Source organism: Alcaligenes sp. DN25, assembly GCF_023674485.1.
In the GTDB taxonomy this organism is placed as follows: Bacteria; Pseudomonadota; Gammaproteobacteria; order Burkholderiales; family Burkholderiaceae_B; genus Alcaligenes; species Alcaligenes phenolicus.
The window spans coordinates 702,667-723,059 of the sequence record NZ_CP098408.1 but is presented as its reverse complement, the minus strand read 5'-3'; the positions used below and the strand labels follow the sequence as shown (position 1 = coordinate 723,059).

The following is a 20,393-nucleotide window of genomic DNA, read 5'->3' as shown; positions in this document are numbered from 1 at the left end:
GCTTCCACCAGGAGGTCGCCATGACGATGCCTAACAATGGACAGGCGCGTTCGTCGCGCCAATACGTTACCGCTGGCTTGGCCAGCATGATGGGAACCACCATAGAGTGGTATGACTTTTTCTTGTACGGCACCGCTGCCGCACTGATTTTCAACAAGATCTTTTTCCCCGCCTTTGACCCGATTACGGGCACACTGGCGGCCTTTGCCACCTACTCTGTGGGCTTTTTCGCTCGTCCTTTAGGAGGATTTGTTTTCGGCCATTTTGGCGACAAGTTGGGCCGCAAATCCATGCTACTGATCACGCTCTTTCTAATGGGGATCCCCACCATCCTGATCGGCCTGATTCCCTCTTATGAAAGCATTGGCTACTGGGCCGCTGTGCTGCTGGTGCTGATGCGCTTTCTGCAAGGTATCGCAGTAGGCGGAGAATGGGGCGGGGCCGTGTTGATGGCGGTTGAACATGCCCCGGAAGGCAAAAAGGGCTTTTTTGGCAGCTTGCCGCAAACAGGGGTTGCCCCCGGCCTGATCCTGTCTTCCCTGGCTATGGGCGCCGTCGCCAGCTTGCCAGAGGAAGACATGCTGTCCTGGGGTTGGCGCCTGCCCTTTCTGGCCAGCGTCGCCCTGCTGCTGGTGGGTTGGTGGATACGTGCCAAAGTGGCCGAATCCCCTGACTTCGAGCAAATGAGCAAAAAGGGCAAACAGGTTCCGATTCCTGCTCTGGAAGTTCTGCGTCATTACCCACGCGAAGTCCTGCTGGTCGTGGGAGGCCGTCTGGCAGAAGTGACCTGGTTCTACACCGTGGTGACCTTTGCCCTGGCTTACGCCACCACCACCTTGGGAGTAGAGCGCAGCGTCATGCTGGATGCCACCGTCTGGGGTGCCTTCGCGGCCTTGTTCACCATGCCCCTGTTTGGCGTATTGGGCGACCGAATCGGCTTCAAATGGGTCTTTATGGCAGGCACGATCTGCATGCTGGCATTCTCCTCCACCTTCTTTTCCATGCTGGGCAGCCTGGATTCCAGGACCATCACCCTGGCTTTGGTGATTGCGATTGGGCTGGTGTATGCCGCGCTGTATGGCCCGCAAGGTGGCCTGTTTTCCACGCAATTTCCACCTGAAGTGCGGTACAGCGGCATCTCCATTGCCGTGCAGGTATCCGGTGCCATCGGTGGCGGCCTGGCTCCCTTGGTGGCGACCTCCCTGCTGGCCTATGGCGACGGTCAACCCGACTACATCGTCTGGTACCTGAGCGCGCTGGGTCTGATTGCTTTTGCCAGTACCTGGTTCATGCATGGGCCGACGCACTTCTCTCTTCCCGCCCTATCCAGCCGAAAGGTACGCACATGAACGCAGCCGGTATTCACTACTACTTCTGGATGAATTCGGACTGGGCCTACCTGGGAGCCGACAGACTGGAAGCGATTGCTCGCAAGCATGGCATCCCTATCCACTACAAACCCGTGGACTTGCCGCAAGTCTATGCACGTACAGGCGGTGTCCTGCTGGGACAGCGCTCACCAGAACGTCAGGCTTATCGCATTGCAGAGCTTAAACGCTGGTGTCGCAAATTGGGCATACAGGTAAATCCCACACCGCGCTTCATGTGCCCAGACGCCACGCTGGCCTCCACCCTGGTGATTGCTATCAATCAGGCTGGTATGCCGGTGCTGGATCTGTACAAAGCCATTTTGCGGGCACAATGGTGCGAGGAGCAGAACATTGCTGACCCCACGCAACTGGCTCGAATCCTGCAAGCACAGCAGCTGGATGCAGACTACTGGCTGAAACAGGCACCGCTGATGCAGGCGCAGTATCAAGCCCACACCGAAGAGGCCATTAAAGCCGGTGTCTTCGGTTCGCCCTCCTATGTGTATCAGGGCGAACTGTTCTGGGGTCAGGACAGGCTGGACATGCTGGACGAAGCCATCGCCCTGCATCCTGCGCCAGCTTGAAGCACAAGCCCGACACCAAGCCTGACTGTTTTTAAAACAAGGGCGGGGCAAGGTTTATCTACCTTGCCCCGCTCTACTTGTTTACAGCTTGGTTCGCAGGCTCAAACCCTGCCCCCAAGCCATCAAAATGATTCAAACGGTCTATACCGAAATCGCTCTAATAGCCCTAACAGTCATCAACGGCGAGCATCCGTACTTGGTCAAAATCTAACAAAAAAGCGGCGAATAAACGCCTCGCTACGGGCTGCGCTTGCTGCTTGAACAAATCGTCACCCAAAGAGCCTCACAATCTTCCCCGGACGACCTCATCCAGATGCACACTAGTGCGGGCAAAACCGCGGCTGGCCTGCCTGAACATAGTCCTTTATTCAGAGGTAAAAGCCGTAGAATCACGCCTTTTCCTGCCAGGAAAATTCACCGATACGCCAGCGTAGCATTCCTGAAATTGGACTTTTGGGTCCGCCTTAAGGCCCGAGTTTCGGGCTTTCGGCATGCCGCCTGCCAAAAATGAAATGCAATGAGCAATTTTGAAAATTTACTTTTTCCATTGATACAGAATGTTATGTCTGCCGTACGAATCATATCGATAGATTTTATCTATTCATTGAGTCTGTATTCTGAGGAAATTGGCTACTTGAGCAATGCCAGTAAAGGTAGCCGTCTTCGTCAGAAGAAGGGCGCGGGGCTTTATATTGAACAAATACGCCACTATAAAGTATCAGCCAGATCAAAAAATCAGGATTCTGCTGATCTCCAATAACACTAGACAGCACGAACAACTTCTTCAAGCCCTGCTGGCTGGTGCTTTTCGGGTTTCTGTTGCTGCGGACGGAGTGCAAGGATATACCAAGGCCCAATTAACGCTACCCGAACTTATCCTGATGGATAAGCAATTGACGGGGATAGACGCCTTGTCCTTGACCCATATGTTGCAAGGATTAAAAGCCACGGCCCAAATCCCCATCATCGTTCTGGATTCACGCATGGATGGCAGCAGCGATGAATGCGTCACTTTTCTAAAGGCTGGTGCGGTTGATTACATTGGCAATCCGTATGCGGTCGATGAAGTAAAAGAACGTATCAACGTGCCCTTGCGCTGCCCCAAGCAGATGGCGCCTGCACTTGTGCCGGGCAAGATGCCAAGCCAGCGGCCCAGCACGACAGCCGAAACCAGCATGCTGATCCATGCCATTCAGAAAACCATTGATGCCAATCTGGGTGCGCCGCCCAGTCAAAAAGAACTGTGCGATATGTTCAAGATTTCGCGTCGAAAAATCATGAATATATTTCAGCGTAATTTTGGCTTAAGTGTAAGTAGCTATATCCGATTGCAGCGTATGTATCGGGCCGAGTATTTGCTGAAGACTACGGCCTTGAAAATTGATGTGATTGCGACCGATTTAGGATTTTCCAGCCCGGCCAATTTCTCTACCGCATTCAAAACGTATGCGGGAGTGTCTCCCGGAAAATTCCGCCAGGCTATGGAGAAGAACAAACCCTATACAGAAAACACACCATGTATTCGCTCCATGGGCCCACCTGTTTTCTCATCTGGGTGGTGTCCGCCGTAAATGGCAACAGGAAAAGAACAAGGTCCACAGGAGACTCGAGCCAGACTCACATAAAAATAAAACTGTTGAACGAAACAATGCCAGGAAGGTGATAAAGGAACCCGCCCTTCACACCTCCACCTTGGCCAGATACAGAAAAAGATGGCTGCACGCCACACAAATCCGGTTTCAGAGGGTCTGCACTTGCCGCCAGGGGGCAAGGTGATAAAATCGTGGCTACTTGAATAGTTCAATTCAAAACAGATCCGGGACGACCTGGATCTGCCTTTTCAGTACAGGGACGGCCCTACCTCTTTGGCGGAGCATCCACGATGGCCCACCCTGCATCACCCTCAACTCAACTCATTACTCCCATCACCTGGCTGCGTCTGCTCGGTTCCTGGTCCATTGTTGTCCTGTTCATGATTTTCGGCGGGCAATGGCTGGGAGACTCCCTGAACGGCACCACGGCGGCCATCGTCTTTCTGGTGCTGTTCGTGACTATCCTGACGGCCTCGTTTGGTGTGGTCCGTGAAGCCGACCACCTGGCCCACCAACTGGGCGAGCCCTACGGCACCCTGATCCTGACCCTGTCCATTGTGCTGATCGAAGTTATCCTGATTGCCTCGGTACTGCTGGGGCCGGGCGACTTTCCCACCATAGGTCGGGACTCGATCTACGCCGTGATGATGATCATCCTGAACCTGATCACCGGCCTGTGTTTGATTGCCGGCGCAGCGCGCAATGGCGATCAGGAGTTCAATCGCCAAGGCACCAATACCTACTTGTCCATGATCGTCTTGCTGACCAGTGTGGGCCTGATTCTGCCCAACTACACCAGCAATGCGGGCGAGTTCAGCACCACCCAGGCCATTGGCATTTCGGTTCTGACGGGCCTGGTCTATGCCATCTTTCTGTATCTGCAAATGGGCAGTCACCGCCATGACTATGTGCAGCCCAATCAGGCGATTCAAAGCACTGAAGATACGACACCCACATCGCGTGATCCCCAGGCGACTCGCGCGATGCTGATACGCAGTCTGGTGCTGATCGCCCTGATCCTGCCTATCGTCCTGTTGGCACACCATCTGGCCATTGTGACGGACTACGGTATCGCCGCCTCGGGCGCCCCCGTTGCCGTCGGCGGTGTACTGATCGCAATTATCGTATTCACCCCGGAGTCCATCACTGCGATCAAGGCGGCCATGAACAATGAAATGCAGCGCGCTATCAATCTGTGTCTGGGTGCCTTCGTCTCTACCGTGGGGCTGACTGTGCCAGTGGTGCTGATGATTGGTCTGATCACCGGCAAGCAAGTGATCATGGGCATCAGCAATATGGAAATCGTGTTGTTTCTGATCACGGCACTGCTCAGTATCTTGAGCTTTAGCAGCAAGCGAACCTCACCCATTCAAGGCTATATGCATCTGATGGTTTTCGCCGTGTTCGGGCTGCTGCTGTTTTATCCCTGAGAAGAACAAGGCAAACAGAGCCAAACCAGCTTTGTTTGCACCTATCCAACGGGACAGACAAGCATAACGGGCCTTCGTGGCCCAAGCGCCTGTCACTCAAGGTCCATGATTTACTGACAGAAACCGAGCTGCTCAGGATCGATCCGGTTCCGAACGAACACACTTGTACTCGAACTCGTTCATACCATCGGCAAAGTCCACGTGTTCCCAACCCAAGCGTGTAAAAAAGCGGCAGGCACGCTGGTTTTCGGGGAACACAAAAGCCACCCATTTACGACATGGGGGATGGCCTGGCCAAGCCAATACCGCTTCCAGCATGGCTCCGGCCTGACCATTGCCGCGTAATGGCGGCGCAACGGCAATATCGGTAATTGCATGTGGCAGATTTCGCCCGTCTCCCCAGGCACACCCAATCAAACCAATGGGCTGACCGTTCTGCTCGGCAACCAGCTGGACGCCATCGCTTTGGTTCAACACGTGCTCCAGCCACTCCTGATCCAGTGGCCCCAACTCGCGGTTCAAGTCCTCGTCCTGGAACCATTGCTGTATCCAGTCCCAGTCCGTCGCACGAATTCTTCTGATTTCCATCGCTACCCCGTTTTGAGTTGTCCGCTGCAGCTTGGAGCAGCCCCAGACAAAAACGTTCGAGACCAGCCTCATTCCAAGGCGGAATGACGCAACAAATTTTCCAGCCAATCCGCAAACACCTGAAAACGGCGCGACAAGTGTTGGCGATGCAAATACAGCAAGGACATGGGCATGGGAGCGGCACGGTGATCCGGCAGCACCTCCACCAATTCACCTGATTGCAAATGCGCCTGCACATCGTAAGCAGGGATCTGAATTAGCCCCAAGCCGGACAGACAGCAGGCGATATAGGCCTCGGCATTATTCACCGTCACACGACCTGGCAGATCCAGCACCTGACGCTTGTCCTGCTCCATCCACTCCCAAGGAGCCACACGCTCGCTGGTGGGCGAGGCATAACGGACCACTTGGTGGTTCTCCAGATCCGTTGGCGTCTGGGGCATGCCATAACGGGCAAGATAAGCGGGGCTGGCTACATTGATCAAGGGCAAGCTGCCCATTTTTCTGGCGATCAGGCCCGAATCACTTAATGGTCCCACGCGCAGCACACAATCCACCTGCTCCTCAATCAGATTCACCTCGCGGTCCGTCACGCCCAGATGCACATGGACATGCGGATAGCGCTCCAGAAACTCCGGCAGCGCAGGTGCCACAATCAGGCGGCCTACCCGCCCCGGCACATCCACCTTGATCGTGCCACTAGGCCCCACACTGGCTTGGCGAAACAGGTTTTCGGTTTCCTGCACATCAGCAATCACGCGCAGACAGCGCTCGTAAAACGCCGCACCATCTTGCGTGACTGTGACTTTGCGCGTGGTGCGATTCAACAGGCGAGCGCCCACTCGCCCTTCCAGCTCCTGAATGGCGGCCGACACCGAAGAGCGCGGCATACCCAAGGTATCCGCCGCGCGGGTGAAATTGGCACACTCCACGACCCGCGTAAAGATGCGAAACAGGTCAATGCGGTCCATAACTTTCTCCAGATAAGCAGCAGCAAAACACGGGCTGAACTGCTAGACCCGGTTGACTCAAGCAGCGGTGCGTATTGTTCGTTTTTTCAGACAAATGATGTCAGAACTAGATGATTTAAACAATTTCAGCGACTTATATCATGAAAAAACGAAAAGGCTTGCAGCCCGCAGCCCACACTAGCAAGGAGTCATCATGGCAAAGCACAGCATCAAAGGTAAAACCGTTCTGATTGCAGGCGGGGCAAAGAATCTGGGCGGCCTGATCGCCCGCGACCTGGCAGAGCAAGGAGCGAGCGCCATTGCCATTCACTACAACAGCGACAGCTCCAAAGCGGATGCCGAAGCCACCGTCAAAGCCATCCAGGCAACTGGTGCACAAGCCGTCGCCTTCCAGGCCGACTTGCGTTCGGCCAGTGCCATGGAAAAACTGTTTAGCGATACCGTCGCCGCAATTGGCCGCCCTGATATCGCCATCAACACGGTGGGCAAAGTACTGAAAAAGCCACTGACCGAAGTGAGTGAAGCTGAGTACGAGGAGATGAGCGACATCAACTCTAAAACTGCTTTTTTCTTCCTGAAAGAAGCCGGCAAACACGTACAGGACAATGGTAAAGTCTGCACCCTGGTCACATCCCTGCTGGGTGCCTTCACCCCCTTTTACGCCGCGTATGCCGGCACCAAAGCGCCGGTAGAACACTACACCCGCGCCGCCGCCAAAGAATATGGCGCACGCGGTATTTCCGTCACGGCGGTGGGCCCTGGTCCTATGGATACGCCCTTCTTCTATCCAGCCGAGGGCGAGGATGCCGTGGCCTATCACAAGACCGCGGCTGCCCTGTCTCCCTACTCCAAGACCGGGCTGACGGACATTGAAGATGTTGTGCCCTTTATCCGTCATCTAGTCAGTGACGGCTGGTGGATTACCGGCCAGACCATTCTGATCAACGGTGGTTACACCACCAAGTAAGAAGGCAAGCCAGTGTCTGAGCCTGCAAGATCACTGCTTCGGGCTTGAGCACTGGCTTTTCTCAATACCTGCGCATGGATGTCCAAAAGGCATCCACAAGTGGGAATGCCAGCCAGAACGTAACCGCGTTCAAACCCGAGATTCCTGATACGGGTTCTCGAAAATATCTTCTACGGTCTGCTCGAACAAGGCACTAATCTTGAATGCCAAATCCAGGGACGGTGCATGTTTGCCCGTTTCCAGCGCATTGACCGCCTGCCGGGACACCCCCAAGCGCTCCGCCAAATCTGCCTGCGTCCAGTTCGCCTCGGCCCGCAATACACGCAATCGATTTTTCATTTAATCGCTAGTCCGGACAAAGGGTGAAACCAGAGCGAACACCGCCCAAAAGAAGGGGTAAATCAGCCAGGCAGGAATATGGGGCGCAGCGGCGTAGGTTTCCCCAAAGCCCCAGGCTGTCCACAAGGTCAAGGTTGCGCCTGAGGCCAGCACAAAACACTTGGCCACGATCACCCGCACGAACTCATCGCTTTGCGCCATCAAGCGCAAGGTGGCCCAGACTTGTCCGGCCACAGGCAAGGCGACGGCTATGGCAATCAGCCAACCAACAGGCCGACCGAGCAGGCTGTCAAACAGGCCCAGAATGGTCAAGGCATTGACCAGGATATACACGCCCATAAAGAGCAAAGTGCGAATCAGATAGCTGCGACCTGGTGACGGCGCAGAGGAAGAGTTCCGGTTGGCAAGCATGGTTAAGCACCTGAATGTAAAGTAAACCTGACTTTATAGAAGTCAACACTACTTGTCAATAAGTAATGTTTACTTTACATTTTTGAATATAGAGCCAGTCAACCAGCAAGCATTCCGATTGGCTGGCTGGTCTAACTGGGCCTACACGTTCTGACCATAAAAACGAGATTTGCAGCTGGCACCTGCGCACGTTGCTACCCCCAAACACGCAGCCTGGATATAAAGCCACTTGAACAGGCTAAGTTCAAGACCTGCCCGTGTAGCCTAGCGTCGAGGGAGATTGCCCAAATCGCGCCTGAAATAGACGGCTGAAATGAGAGAGGTCCTTGAAGCCACAGGCCATGGCCACTTCGGTCACCCGTTTAGGTTTCCCGCCCTCCAGCAAACGGTAGCTATGGATCAAACGCTGCTCCCACAGCCATTGCATGGGGGTTGTCGCCTCAAAAGCAAAGAGTCGGTACAAAGTGCGAGTCGCCATAGACGAAGCACGGGCAATCTGGTCCACATCCAGCGTATCATCATGCAAATGTGCACGCATATAAGCCTGAACCTGCTCCAGCCGCCGCTCCTGACGAGTACCCCGAGAAAGCGCAGGAGCGTCAGACTCGAATACCGCGGAGAAGATATCCAGCACAGAAGCCGTCACACGCTGATCCATACCGTCCGCTGCCGCCTCCCCCATACCAAGCAGTTGCTTGACCAAGGCACCAGCCATCGGCCCCAGACGCGAGTTGGCTGCAATACGACGCGCTGCCAGATTGCCCACCGAGGGCAAGCGCGATGCCAATAAGGGGCGGGGAATCATGACCATGGCCGCGTGAGCCAAAGAGCCCAGCTCCAGATCAAAAGGCCGAGATTGATCCTGAAGTACCAGATCCCCTGTTCCCAGGCTGACGTAGCGTCCGTCCTGGCTCAGTTGAATATGACCATCCAGCATGAGCCACAGCATGAAACAGTCGCGCTGATCTTTACGGATATCGGCCTGCCGTCTGCTCACCCGTATCGCCTCCCCCTGAGGGGTGGCAGACCAGATGCTGCTCAGGCCCAAACCACCAAAACTAGTGAGGGTGACCCGCGCCTGAAACTGGGGCCGGGCAATCTGGCTGCACTCGGTCTGTGAAAACTGCCTGCAAGTGACCTCGTGCCAGTGCTCAAAGCTGTCTCCGGGCTTGACCGCTATGATCGCTGTCATAGGTTCAGTCTCCATAATCGGGGCTATCTGCACCGATGGATTAATCGTTTTTCAACAAGATTACGTCCATTACCCAAAGACAGACAAGCCCTGACAATACCAAGCCTCAGCTCCCTGCCCGTGTACTGTCCAGGATGGCAGGCACAGTCAAAAAAAACGTAAAACTGGCAGTGGCAGCCAAGCCAGAACTGCGCCACCCTCCTACTCTACAAGCGTCTATGACACCGGCAGCGGCAATACCAAATACACAGTCGCCCGGCCGTGAGCAAACCAAAGGAGAATGAAATGGCTATTCAAATTGATCAAATCAACCCCAGCAGCACGGCGGTCATTGTGATCGACATGCAGAACGACTTCATCGCACCCGGCGCCCCACTGGAAACACCCATGGGCATGGAGTTGATGCCCCGCCTGCAAAAACTGCTGGGCCACGCTCGCCAAACTGGCATGGAAGTGATCTTCACCGCCCACGCCCACCGCCGCAACGGCTGCGATATGGGCCTGTTCGGAGAGATTTACCCTCCGATTCAAAACCAGGTGGGGCTGGTAGATGAGACAGCGGGCGTTGATATCTACCCCGAAGTAGCCCCACAGGGGGATGAAGTCGTCATCAAGAAGCACAGGTACAGCGCGTTCTTTGGCACCGACCTGGACATCATCTTGCGTACTCGGAAGATCGACACCGTTGTCATCACCGGCGTGACCACCGAAAACTGCTGCCACGCTACGGCTCGCGATGCCATGTTCCATGGCTACAAAGTGGCCTTTATCTCTGATGCCACAGGCACCTACAACTACCCGGATATGGGCTTTGGGGCGATTCCGGCTGAAGAAGTACACCGCGTCACCTTGGGGGTGCTGGCAGTATCCACCGCGCATGTCATGACGACGGATGAGCTGATTCACAAATCCAGACAATAATCACGAACCGGACCAGAACCCGCATGCATTGAGCCTCCAGCTCATCAGGCAGCACCACAGGTCTTGTGAACCGCCCCACTTGTGAGGCTCGCTTCTCAAGACCTGTGGTTATTTTTCTTGTGCCACAACAAGTTGCGCCAGCCGCTGAATGGAGAGCGGCGCACAGCCTTCCGCATCATTGCTGATCGTCACATACGCCGCCTGCCCCGCCCCCGTGATCCCGCGAATCGTGCGGGCCAGCACCGTGCGAGTATGCACGTCCTCGCTGACAATGGCATCGAATGGGGTATGCTTTTTTTGAGCATCGGCATAGCCGTAAGCACCAAACTCCCGGTTCAAGTTCCAGCGACACACCAAGGGTCCCGGCCACAAGGCGCGCAAGACGGGCAGTTGCTCTTCAATCGGCGGCATCTTGCCATGCAGCCCCAGACAAAATGTCGCGCCATTGGCCTTGAGCGTATCGACAAGATGTTGAGTCAACAGCTCTGGATCTCTTACCTCTACCGCAAGCACCACCTGTGAGCCTTGCGGCAAAGCCTCACGCGCCGCTGCCAGCATCTGCCCCAACTTGTCGAACAACTCTGCCGAACGATTCAACCAGCCCCAGGACAGAGGGCTTAACTGGAAGACCAAGACGCCCAACTTGGCACGCAAGCCCTCGACTGCAGGCTGCACGAACTGCTCTACAGCCAGACGAATATCCAGAAAGTCCGGATTAGATTTGCGTACCTTGCCCTGCTCATCACGAACTTGGGCATCCGTAATCATGGAAGGACATTTCACAACGAAGCGAAAATCTTCATCAACCTGAGCGGCATAGGCGGAATACTGCGTGACCGTCAAAGGACGCCAGAAGGTGCGATCCACACAGACGGTGCGCATCAAGGGATGCTGGTGATAGGCCTCCAGGCCGTGCTTGGACAAGATACTCGACTCGTACTCGCCATCCCAGATCAAGCCTTCCCAACCAGGGTAAGACCAGGTGGAGACACCGAAACGCAAGGCTTCAGGAAGCTGGGCGGCCAGATCGCTTAGCTCCAGCGCGGAAGCAGCAAGGCTGACTTTGGTGATTTTGCGTCGGGAAGGAGCAGCGGGCTTTGAGGCGGGTGGCTGAGGAATGGCATCGCCGAAAAGATCTTCTTGCATGCTGGGTATAGTGCCATGGGAATGAAGTTAAGCAAATGCCGGCTCAAAATCCACCAGATCCGTACTTTGCATGCCTAGCCCTTTGGCGACGCTACGGCAACGACTAACAGCCTGAACAATCTCCGCCCAGATTGCTTCTGCTTCCTTCACCGTTAACCTGAAGTATGGTGTCCCACAACATGCGCACTGGAACCTGGAACCCAGGTGCACCTCCAGGTCTGAGCGCTTGGTAGATCGTGTCGTCATCAGAAACCTTCCAACTTGTCAGGATTCACAGAGGCCGAATCATCTTGCGACTTGGCCCCCGAGGTTTGATCCGCTTTGATACGTCGTGGCCGCCTGACGCGCTGGGGCAACTGCTCACGCAGCAAGTCCATCCCCAAGGCATCATTTTCCATGGTCATTACTTTAGTCACATCATTCAAGCGTCCCAACACATGCAAAGCGCTTAAAAAAGTATGCAAGGCAGTACCGGCATTACCATCCTCCATGCGCCGGACTGTGCTCAACGACGTACCAATACGCTGGGCCAAATCCTCTTGGCTTAATCGTCGCGCACGGCGAGCCGCAGAGATATCCCGCCCCAGCCGCAGCAAGGCACGGTCTACAGGACGGGAGATGACACTACGAGGAGCATTTTTATTCTCTGAATCAGTCATATTTTTATCCATTCATATATGAACAAATATAAATCATAAGAACTCAAATATGAACAATAAGGACGCAGTATATGCTTTCAGTGAAACTCTCCATACCCAAGTGGGTACAGGTGCTTGATCACACGCCAAGAAGCGGCACAGCGCTACAAGACACCTGTACAAGCAAATGGCCAATATGCTCATCACGCGACAGTGCGGTGAACAGCCGATAAAAGTATTGGGGGAGATATCAGAACTGGAGCGGGTGATGGGAATCGAACCCACGACGGATGCTTGGGAAGCATCAGTTTTACCATTAAACTACACCCGCCCTGATGGAGAGGTCTGCCTCAAAAGCAGACGATCCCGCGAATGGGCAAGCGAAAATTATAGCGCGATCTTTTCTTCATGCGTCGCCCCGGCCCTATCTTTTTCGCGCGCCACCACATGAATTCGGCGGCAAGACTCACTACAATAGAGTTTTCCCGCTTTTAGCTGATACGCGAGCCATTCCTGATGCCCGCGCCACAACCATGACCTCCAGCAACGAAAAACAATCCCTGCTGTCGCCCAATGTCGCGAACAGCAATTCCGGCGAGACCCATATCCGTAGCTTTGTTCATCGGCGCGCGCACATTACGCCCAGCCAGGAACAAGCCCTGGCGCGCCTCTTGCCCCTGTGGTCGATCAGCTACCGCAACAACATCCTGAAACCGGAAACGGTGTTTGGCAATGACAATCCCCTGATTCTGGAAATCGGGTTTGGCATGGGTGAAACCACCCAGAAAATTGCCCAGGCTCGTCCCGACGACAATTTCCTGGGCGTGGAAGTCTTTAATGCCGGTGTCGGAGCCTTGCTCAAGCGCATTGATGACAACCAGATCAGCAATATCCGCATCATCCAGCATGACGCGGTGGAAGTGGTGCGCGACATGATCGCTCCCGGCTCGCTGGCCGGTATTCATATCTACTTCCCCGACCCCTGGCCCAAGAAGCGCCATCACAAGCGTCGTCTGGTGCAATCGCCCTTTATTCAGTTGCTGACCAGCCGTCTGAAACCCGGTGGTTACATCCATTGCGCCACCGACTGGGAAAACTACGCCGAACAAATGCTGGAAGTGCTGTCCGCCGAGCCCATGCTCAGCAACACGCACGAAGGCTACGCACCCCGCCCCGACTTCCGTCCACTGACCAAGTTCGAGAACCGTGGGCTGCGTCTGGGTCATGGCGTGTGGGATCTGATCTTCACCCGCAATGACACCCCTACCCCTGAACTGAACTGGCCCAAGAAAGTACAATGAGCGCTACCCTGTTCCCGCCTATAGAGCCTTACGCCCAAGGCACGTTGCACACCGATGATGGGCACCATATCTACTGGGAATGCTGCGGCAACCCGGCAGGTAAACCGGCCATTTTCTTGCACGGTGGGCCGGGATCAGGATGTTCTGCCGATCACCGTCGCCTGTTCGACCCGCAAAAATACAATGTGCTGCTGTTTGATCAGCGCGGCTGCGGGCGTTCCTACCCTCATGCCAGCCTGGAGAACAACACCACGTGGCATCTGGTTCAGGACATGGAGCGGCTGCGCAAGGAAAAGCTCAAGGCCGACAAGATGCTGGTGTTTGGCGGCTCCTGGGGCTCGACTCTAGCGCTGGCCTACGCCCAGACTCACCCCGAGCACGTCAGCGAACTGATTGTGCGCGGTATCTTCATGGCCCGTCCTGAAGAGCTGCACTGGTTTTATCAGGAAGGTGCCTCGCGCCTGTTTCCCGATATCTGGGAACAGTATCTGGCCCCCATTCCCAAGGAAGAGCACGGGGACCTGATTACCGCCTACCACAAGCGTCTGACAGGCGATGACCCCGCTGTGCAGTTACGGGCCGCGCACGCCTGGTCGCAATGGGAAAGCAATACCATCACGCTCTTGCCCAGCCAGAATCACCTGGACGCCAAGTCCAGTGATAAAGCCGCTTTGGCCTTTGCGCGTATTGAAAACCACTATTTCATGAACCGGGGTTTTCTGGAGCCGGATCAGTTGCTGAAAAACGCCCACCGCTTGCATGGCATTCCCGGTGTCATCGTGCAGGGACGCTATGATGTGTGCACTCCGGCGCATACAGCCTGGCAACTGCATCGCGCCTGGCCCCAAGCAGAATTTCATATGGTTGCGGACGCAGGCCACGCCTACGACGAACCCGGCATTTTGGCCCGGCTGCTGGCCGCCACCCAGAAATTTGCCATCTGAATCACTCGTCCGGCCCTGGCCGGACCATATCCAGAGACAAGAATGAACATTACCCTGAACGGCCAGAGCAAGACTCTGGCAAACTCCGACACGGTTGGCACGCTGATTATCGAGCTGGGCTACGAGAACAAGCGTATTGCCGTGGAACTGAACGGCGATATCGTGCCCAAAAGCCAGCACGCCAGCACCCCGATCAAAGAAGGCGACACCATTGAAATCGTGGTTGCCGTCGGTGGCGGCTGATACTCGCCCTTTAAAATGCACAATTGCTGACATTCAGCTACGGCTTCGGGGATAAAAATGAGGTCATAATGGGCCGTCTCGCCTGCCATCAAGCAGGCAGCCGTAGAACCCTAACTTCAGGAGCAAAGCGATGGGCGTATTCAGTTTTCTTAAAGATGTCGGCGAAAAACTCTTTGGTGCCAACGAAGCCAAAGCAGCAACAGCTGACGAACTCCAGAAAGAACTGGCCAAACACCAACTTTCCGCCGATGGTCTGAATCTGACGGTTGATGGCGACAAAGTCACAGTTAGCGGCCAAGCAGCCTCCACCGAACAAGCCGAAAAAATTGTGCTGGCTCTGGGTAACACCCTGGGTGTCTCTCAAGTCGACAACCAGCTCAGCGTTGCTCAGCCTTCCGCAGAAGCCACCATGTACACCGTACAAAAGGGCGACACCCTGTGGAAAATTGCTGAAACCCACTACGGCAAGGCAAACGGCGCAAAATACACGGTTATTTTTGAAGCCAACAAGCCTATGCTCAGCCATCCTGACAAGATCTATCCCGGTCAGGTACTGCGTATTCCTGCGCTGTAACAACAACAGCTCAGGACGAAAAAAAGCCCGCGTATGCGGGCTTTTTTCTTGATGGTCCTGCCAGAGCAATTCACGCCCTTGCGGCAAGCTCCAAGCGCTTCTTAGCGAAAGCCTTTGAAACCCTTGCCAGCCAGACCTTTCAAGGCACCCATACCGCCCAGGCCGCGCATCATCTTGGCCATGCCGCCTTTTTTCATCTGCTTCATCATGCCTTGCATTTGCTCGAACTGATTGAGCAAGCGGTTGACCTCTTGCACTGGCACGCCAGAACCGGCAGCGATACGACGCTTGCGCGAGGCTTTGAGCAGTTCGGGCTTGGCACGCTCGGCCGGGGTCATGGAGTTCAAGATCCCTTCCGTACGACGCAATTGCTGTTCAGCCTGACCACCTTGCAACTGGGACGCGGCTTGCGAGAACTGGGCAGGCAGTTTTTCCAGCAAGGAGCCCATATCACCCAGCTTCTTGACTTGCTGCAGCTGGTCACGGAAATCATTCAGGTCGAACTTGTCGCCCGATTTGATCTTGTCGGTAATCTTCTGCGCTTCGGCGATGTCGATATTGCGCTGGGCCTGCTCAACCAGCGAAACAATATCGCCCATGCCCAGCACGCGCTGAGCCATACGCTCGGGGTGGAATGGCTCCAGACCATCCAGCTTTTCGGAAACACCCACAAACTTCAGCGGCTTGCCGGTGACATGACGTACGGACAAGGCCGCACCACCACGTGCATCACCATCCAGCTTGGTCAGCACCACACCCGTCAGCGGCAAGGCATCAGCAAAGGCCTTGGCCACGTTGACCGCGTCCTGCCCCTGCATGGCATCGACCACGAACAAGGTTTCAATCGGGTTCAGCAGATCGTACAGAGCGCGAATTTCGCGCATCATTTCTTCGTCAATACCCAGGCGACCGGCCGTATCGACAATCAGCACATCAAAGTGATGACGCTTGGCGTGATCCAGGGCATTACGGGCAATGTCGGCTGGTTTCTGGCTAGGATCCGACGGCAGGAACTCGACGCCCACCTGGGCGGCAACGGTTTTCAACTGCTCGATAGCGGCTGGACGATACACGTCGGCACTGACCACCAGAACTTTCTTCTTGCCTGTCTTGCGACCATGCTGAACGTGGCCGCCTTCGCTCAGCCATTTGGCGAGCTTACCGGTGGTGGTGGTTTTACCCGCACCTTGCAGACCGGCCATCAGAATAATCGCGGGAGGCTGAGCCGCCAGGGACAGTTCGCTGGCGTTGTCACCCAGGTCTGCGCCCATCAGATTGGTCAGCTCCTGGTGAACAACACCCACCAGTGCCTGGCCAGGATTCAAGCTGTCGGCAACTTCAACACCAAGCGCCTTTTCTTTGACCCGTGCGACAAACTCGCGCACGACGGGCAAGGCCACGTCCGCTTCCAGCAAAGCCAGACGCACTTCCCTCAACATATCCTGAGTATTGGATTCGGTCAGACGAGCCTGTCCGCGCATGGTTTTCACCACACGCGACATACGCTGGGTCAGATTTTCAAACATAGGACTGGGTTCGCTTAAACTAGGTTATCGTGTGGTCTACGAATAAGAATAAAATGGCCACTTGAGGTACGCCCCGTACCGTTTTTCAGGAAATCCGGGACTTATGTCTGCAAGTATTGTATTTCACTTGCTCGCCGCACTGGCGTACATCGTGCTGTCGATCTCTCTCTGGCGTCCGTTGACTCGCGGCAGCACCCGAACCGTACTGAACGCCCCCAGCCGGGTGGCCTTGCTCTGCGCCATCATTGTGCACGGAGCGGGCCTGCTACTGACTATTGTGCTGCCTCAGGGGCTGCATCTGAGCTGGGCACTGGCCCTGTCAGCGGCAATCTGGCTGGGCATGGTGGTGTTCTGGTTCCAAAGCCTGTATCTGCGTCTGGACAGCCTGCTGCTCATTCTACTGCCTGCAGCCACAATCGTCAGCCTGCTGGCCATGGCCTTTCCCGAAGGCCATATCGTCAACCATGTGGGTAATGAATGGCTACGTATTCACTTGATGATTGCGCTGGTCGCCTATGGGCTTAGTACCGTAGCGGCTTTGCACGCCGTCTTGATGACGGCTCTGGACCGTCAGTTGCACCGCCCTATTCTTCATCAGGAGCAACGCGGTTTGTTCAGCCGGGTTCTGGACACCATGCCGCCCCTGCTGGTGCAAGAGGAGCTGCTGTTTCGCCTGATCCGTGTCTCTTTTGTGATTCTGACCTTCACGATCCTGAGCGGTGCCGCCGTCTCCATGGCAATAGACGGTAAATTTTTGCCCGCCGACCACAAAACTGTCTTTACCTTGCTATCCTGGGTTACATTTGGTGGCTTATTATGGGGTCGAAAACAGTATGGATGGCGTGGTCGCGTTGCCTTGCGCTGGACCTTGGCCGGTTTTGCCTTCCTGCTGCTGGCCTATACAGGCAGCCACTTTGTACTAGACGTCATCTTGCAACGAGGGAAAATTGGGTAAAGTCTTATTTTGGGTTGTCGCCATCCTGGCGGCCATGATCATTGCCCGCATCGTGTCGCAAAACAAGGCCCGCAAGCGCAATCCACCCAATCCCACCATGCGTCCCCCGCGCAAGCAAGGCGCTGCTGAAGAAATGGTCCGTTGTGCACACTGTGGGATTTATCTGCCACGCTCCGAAGCCTTGATGAGCAATCATCACACCTGGTGCAGCCTGGAACACGCCAAGCGCGGCCCACGCAGTTAACGCCATGGCCCGCATGCACCACGCTTACGACCTGGACCGACAGGGCTGGCTGAAACCTCATGCCAATGTCCTGCGTGCCCTGTCACCCAATCAGGATGACCGCCCCGAGGGCGACACCCCGACCTTGCTGGTGCTGCACAATATCAGCCTGCCACCGCAAGAGTTCGGCGGCCCCTACATTCGGGATTTTTTTCAAAACAAGCTGGATATCAGCGCCCACCCCTGGTTCGAGAACATCCGGGACCTGAAAGTTTCGGCCCACTTTCTGATCCAGCGCACTGGCCACATCATCCAGTTTGTTCCCACTACCCGCCGCGCCTGGCATGCGGGTGTGTCGCGCTTTGAAGACCGCGAGCGCTGCAATGATTTCTCTATTGGCATTGAGCTGGAAGGCAGCGATTTCGAGCCATTCACAGAAGCGCAGTACCGGGAGCTATCCCGCCTGAGCCGCGCCTTACGTATGCGCCATAACTTGCGCGCCGTACGTGGCCATGAGCACATCGCTCCGGGGCGCAAGACAGATCCGGGCCCTTTCTTTGATTGGGAACGGGTGAAGCGGGAACATGGCTGGCCCAAAGAAACATTGCCGGAACAAGAGTTGGGACCAAAGCAAAGACAAGTGCCAGATCAAGACCGATAAAGTAGTTCAGGGCCAATATCGGCCAAGGTATTGCAGCCGGTCAGCGCCATCGCCACTTCCAGCTCCGCCCGCAAAATATGCAGGACATGAGCAACACCGGCCGCTCCTGCAGCGGCCAGACCATAAATATAGGGACGGCCAATCATCACGGCTGTTGCTCCCAGCGCCAATGCTTTGAGCACATCTGTTCCGCGGCGAATACCGCCATCCATCAGGACCGGCACCCTGCCCTGCACGACCTGACAAACCTGAGCCAAGACGTCCACAGAAGCGGGGGCACCATCCAAGGTTCGCCCACCGTGATTGGACACAACAATCCCGGCAACCCCCATCTCCAGGGCTCGCTGAGCATCACGGGGTCGCATGATTCCCTTCACCCAAACAGGCAAAGGACAGTTCTGCACCAGCCAGGCCAGATCATCCCAAGTCGGGGCCGTATCTAGCAAACCACTGCCAAACAAAGGACTGGTGCCTGCTGCGCCTAAAACCGCCTGCTGCGTTGGGGCACCCCGCAAATTCACGGCATCCACACCTGCGGGCAAGGCAAAGCCCGCACGCTGTTCCTGATTACGCACACCATTGACCGCAGCATCCACTGTCAGCATCAGCGCGGTATACCCTGCCGCTTCAAGCCGCCCCAGCAAATTCAGAGTAAATGCGCGATCCCTTTGCCAATACCACTGCGCCCACAAGGGGGCATGCGCCTGTGCGGCAATCTCTTCAAAGGAATGACTGGACTGCATGCTAATTACACTGGTCGCTCCCATCGCACCCGCGCCCAACACACTGGCCAATTCACCATCAGGGTGAGCCAATCGCTGATAAGCCACGGGAGCCAGAAGAATCGGGTAGTCCATGGACTGCCCTTGCAGCGTCAAACAGGTGGAAGGCTGATCAAACGTGCTTAAAGCAGCAGGCCATAAGCCCCAGCGCCCGAAGCTGGCCAGGTTGTCTTTCAGCGTCAGCTCATCCGCCGCCCCTGCACTGAAGTAAGCCCAATCCTGCGCGCGCATACGCTGACGGGCATACGGTTCGTAATCCCTCAGGCAGGCAATCTGAGCCGGGATGCTACTGAGCGGGGGCAGTCGTTCTTGGGACATGGTCAATCAAGCTCCAGGCGATCAGACATCGCTCCATTCACGCAGCAAATTATGATAAATCCCCGTCAGGCGTGATAGCTCCTGGGCATCCGCATTCTGCTTGGCCAGTTGTTGAATGCTCTGATCCAGCTCCCATAGCAACTTGCGTTGATGCGCATGGCGCACCATGCTTTGCGTCCAGAAAAACGAGGCATAGCGCGTTCCTTTAGTGACAGGCTGGACGCGATGCAGACTCGTTCCGGGATACACCACCATATGTCCTGCAGGCAGCTTGATGGACTGCGTGCCGTACACATCCTCGATGATCAGCTCTCCACCTTCGTATTCATCAGGATCGCTGAAAAACAAGGTCGTGGACACATCCGTACGCAAGCGCTGAGCCGTGCCAGGAACCGTAAAAATCGCGTTATCAATGTGCTTGCCGTACTCCCCGCCACCCTCGTAACGATTAAAGCGTGGCGGCAGCATACGCAGGGGCAAAGCAGCGGCAATAAAGCCGCTGTGCTGACCCAGTACGTGCATCAGAAACTCGCCCATCTGGCGAGACACTGCCGCATCCAGAGGCAGTTGCAGGTTCCGTTTGCTGTGCTGGGCCAGATAACCCGCCGTCGCACGCCCATCCTCCCACTGCGCCTGCTCCAGGGCCTGGCGACAGTCTCGCAATTGCTCAGCGTTGAGAACGTCCGGGATAGTAATCAGCATGGGATACCTGCAAGA

Annotated in this window: 23 protein-coding genes and 1 tRNA gene; 13 read left to right on the top strand and 11 right to left on the bottom strand. The window is 55.6% G+C overall.

Going from position 1 to position 20,393, the window contains the following annotated elements:
* Positions 1 to 20 precede the first annotated feature (20 nt).
* From NBV64_RS03320 to NBV64_RS03305, 4 genes are all read left to right on the top strand, one after another.
* Positions 21 to 1,349: an MFS transporter gene (locus NBV64_RS03320; protein ID WP_009461140.1), complete on the top strand. Its 1,329-nt coding sequence runs from the start codon at positions 21 to 23 to the stop codon at positions 1,347 to 1,349.
* Entirely contained in the window at positions 1,346 to 1,954 is a 609-nt protein-coding gene (locus tag NBV64_RS03315) for a 2-hydroxychromene-2-carboxylate isomerase (RefSeq protein WP_009461141.1), read from the top strand. Before NBV64_RS03320 ends, NBV64_RS03315 begins: the two co-directional genes overlap by 4 nt.
* A gap of 692 nt (positions 1,955 to 2,646) precedes the next feature.
* A complete protein-coding gene (locus tag NBV64_RS03310) occupies positions 2,647 to 3,525 on the top strand; it encodes a response regulator transcription factor (protein WP_009461142.1) in 879 nt (292 codons plus the stop codon).
* 311 nt (positions 3,526 to 3,836) lie between these two features.
* Positions 3,837 to 4,976: a calcium:cation antiporter gene (locus NBV64_RS03305; protein ID WP_250756691.1), complete on the top strand. Its 1,140-nt coding sequence runs from the start codon at positions 3,837 to 3,839 to the stop codon at positions 4,974 to 4,976.
* Between the two features lie 132 nt (positions 4,977 to 5,108).
* Here NBV64_RS03305 and NBV64_RS03300 read toward each other — a convergent pair whose 3' ends face one another.
* A complete protein-coding gene (locus tag NBV64_RS03300) occupies positions 5,109 to 5,564 on the bottom strand; it encodes a GNAT family N-acetyltransferase (protein WP_009461144.1) in 456 nt (151 codons plus the stop codon).
* 68 nt (positions 5,565 to 5,632) lie between these two features.
* The gene (locus NBV64_RS03295) at positions 5,633 to 6,535 is read right to left on the bottom strand and encodes a LysR family transcriptional regulator (protein WP_060186258.1); all 903 of its coding nucleotides are present in this window, start codon (positions 6,533 to 6,535) and stop codon (positions 5,633 to 5,635) included.
* A gap of 193 nt (positions 6,536 to 6,728) precedes the next feature.
* Between NBV64_RS03295 and NBV64_RS03290 the strand changes: the two genes are divergently transcribed.
* On the top strand, positions 6,729 to 7,502 hold the full coding sequence (locus NBV64_RS03290) for an SDR family oxidoreductase (protein ID WP_009461146.1): 774 nt from the start codon (positions 6,729 to 6,731) through the stop codon (positions 7,500 to 7,502).
* Between the two features lie 129 nt (positions 7,503 to 7,631).
* On the opposite strand, the gene NBV64_RS03285 is transcribed toward NBV64_RS03290, so the two are convergent.
* The 3 genes from NBV64_RS03285 to NBV64_RS03275 all read right to left on the bottom strand — a co-directional run bounded on the left by NBV64_RS03285 (position 7,632) and on the right by NBV64_RS03275 (position 9,444).
* A complete protein-coding gene (locus NBV64_RS03285; RefSeq protein WP_009461147.1) occupies positions 7,632 to 7,841 on the bottom strand; it encodes a helix-turn-helix transcriptional regulator in 210 nt (69 codons plus the stop codon).
* On the bottom strand, positions 7,842 to 8,252 hold the full coding sequence (locus NBV64_RS03280) for a hypothetical protein (protein WP_009461148.1): 411 nt from the start codon (positions 8,250 to 8,252) through the stop codon (positions 7,842 to 7,844). It abuts the gene before it with no gap.
* Positions 8,253 to 8,496: 244 nt separating this feature from the next.
* Positions 8,497 to 9,444 carry an AraC-like ligand-binding domain-containing protein gene (locus NBV64_RS03275; protein ID WP_021446983.1) on the bottom strand — a complete coding sequence of 316 codons (948 nt, stop codon included), beginning with the start codon at positions 9,442 to 9,444 and terminating at the stop codon, positions 8,497 to 8,499.
* A 285-nt stretch (positions 9,445 to 9,729) separates the two neighbouring features.
* Between NBV64_RS03275 and NBV64_RS03270 the strand changes: the two genes are divergently transcribed.
* Complete coding sequence (locus NBV64_RS03270; protein WP_009461152.1) at positions 9,730 to 10,365, top strand: cysteine hydrolase family protein; 636 nt, start codon at positions 9,730 to 9,732, stop codon at positions 10,363 to 10,365.
* A 108-nt stretch (positions 10,366 to 10,473) separates the two neighbouring features.
* Here NBV64_RS03270 and NBV64_RS03265 read toward each other — a convergent pair whose 3' ends face one another.
* The 3 genes from NBV64_RS03265 to NBV64_RS03255 all read right to left on the bottom strand — a co-directional run bounded on the left by NBV64_RS03265 (position 10,474) and on the right by NBV64_RS03255 (position 12,480).
* Positions 10,474 to 11,511, bottom strand: a complete 1,038-nt coding sequence (locus NBV64_RS03265; protein ID WP_021446984.1) for a DUF72 domain-containing protein — start codon at positions 11,509 to 11,511, stop codon at positions 10,474 to 10,476.
* Between the two features lie 245 nt (positions 11,512 to 11,756).
* Positions 11,757 to 12,170 carry a helix-turn-helix domain-containing protein gene (locus NBV64_RS03260; protein WP_009461154.1) on the bottom strand — a complete coding sequence of 138 codons (414 nt, stop codon included), beginning with the start codon at positions 12,168 to 12,170 and terminating at the stop codon, positions 11,757 to 11,759.
* A gap of 236 nt (positions 12,171 to 12,406) precedes the next feature.
* A tRNA-Gly gene (locus NBV64_RS03255) sits at positions 12,407 to 12,480 on the bottom strand.
* A 202-nt stretch (positions 12,481 to 12,682) separates the two neighbouring features.
* Between NBV64_RS03255 and trmB the strand changes: the two genes are divergently transcribed.
* From trmB to lysM, 4 genes are all read left to right on the top strand, one after another.
* Positions 12,683 to 13,450: a tRNA (guanosine(46)-N7)-methyltransferase TrmB gene (gene trmB, locus NBV64_RS03250; protein WP_250756690.1), complete on the top strand. Its 768-nt coding sequence runs from the start codon at positions 12,683 to 12,685 to the stop codon at positions 13,448 to 13,450.
* Entirely contained in the window at positions 13,447 to 14,394 is a 948-nt protein-coding gene (gene pip, locus NBV64_RS03245; protein WP_203145128.1) for a prolyl aminopeptidase, read from the top strand. Before trmB ends, pip begins: the two co-directional genes overlap by 4 nt.
* A 42-nt stretch (positions 14,395 to 14,436) precedes the next feature.
* The gene (gene thiS, locus NBV64_RS03240; protein WP_060186249.1) at positions 14,437 to 14,637 is read left to right on the top strand and encodes a sulfur carrier protein ThiS; all 201 of its coding nucleotides are present in this window, start codon (positions 14,437 to 14,439) and stop codon (positions 14,635 to 14,637) included.
* A 130-nt stretch (positions 14,638 to 14,767) separates the two neighbouring features.
* Complete coding sequence (lysM, locus tag NBV64_RS03235; RefSeq protein WP_042482834.1) at positions 14,768 to 15,211, top strand: peptidoglycan-binding protein LysM; 444 nt, start codon at positions 14,768 to 14,770, stop codon at positions 15,209 to 15,211.
* A 101-nt stretch (positions 15,212 to 15,312) separates the two neighbouring features.
* Here lysM and ffh read toward each other — a convergent pair whose 3' ends face one another.
* Positions 15,313 to 16,737: a signal recognition particle protein gene (gene ffh, locus NBV64_RS03230; protein ID WP_009463242.1), complete on the bottom strand. Its 1,425-nt coding sequence runs from the start codon at positions 16,735 to 16,737 to the stop codon at positions 15,313 to 15,315.
* Positions 16,738 to 16,840: 103 nt separating this feature from the next.
* On the opposite strand from ffh, the gene NBV64_RS03225 reads away from it, so the two are divergent.
* From NBV64_RS03225 to ampD, 3 genes are read left to right on the top strand one after another with little or no spacing between them, the layout of a single operon-like run.
* Entirely contained in the window at positions 16,841 to 17,692 is an 852-nt protein-coding gene (locus NBV64_RS03225) for a cytochrome C assembly family protein (protein WP_009463240.1), read from the top strand.
* Entirely contained in the window at positions 17,685 to 17,936 is a 252-nt protein-coding gene (locus NBV64_RS03220; RefSeq protein WP_009463238.1) for a PP0621 family protein, read from the top strand. Before NBV64_RS03225 ends, NBV64_RS03220 begins: the two co-directional genes overlap by 8 nt.
* Positions 17,937 to 17,940: 4 nt before the next feature.
* Positions 17,941 to 18,576, top strand: coding sequence for a 1,6-anhydro-N-acetylmuramyl-L-alanine amidase AmpD (gene ampD, locus NBV64_RS03215; RefSeq protein ID WP_250756689.1), 636 nt, complete (start codon positions 17,941 to 17,943; stop codon positions 18,574 to 18,576).
* On the opposite strand, the gene NBV64_RS03210 is transcribed toward ampD, so the two are convergent.
* Both NBV64_RS03210 and NBV64_RS03205 read right to left on the bottom strand, forming a co-directional pair.
* Positions 18,564 to 19,676 carry an alpha-hydroxy acid oxidase gene (locus NBV64_RS03210; RefSeq protein ID WP_250756688.1) on the bottom strand — a complete coding sequence of 371 codons (1,113 nt, stop codon included), beginning with the start codon at positions 19,674 to 19,676 and terminating at the stop codon, positions 18,564 to 18,566. The two genes, ampD and NBV64_RS03210, sit on opposite strands and share 13 nt — an antisense overlap.
* Before the next feature lie 21 nt (positions 19,677 to 19,697).
* Complete coding sequence (locus NBV64_RS03205; protein ID WP_250756687.1) at positions 19,698 to 20,378, bottom strand: Fe2+-dependent dioxygenase; 681 nt, start codon at positions 20,376 to 20,378, stop codon at positions 19,698 to 19,700.
* Between the last annotated feature and the right edge of the window lie 15 nt (positions 20,379 to 20,393).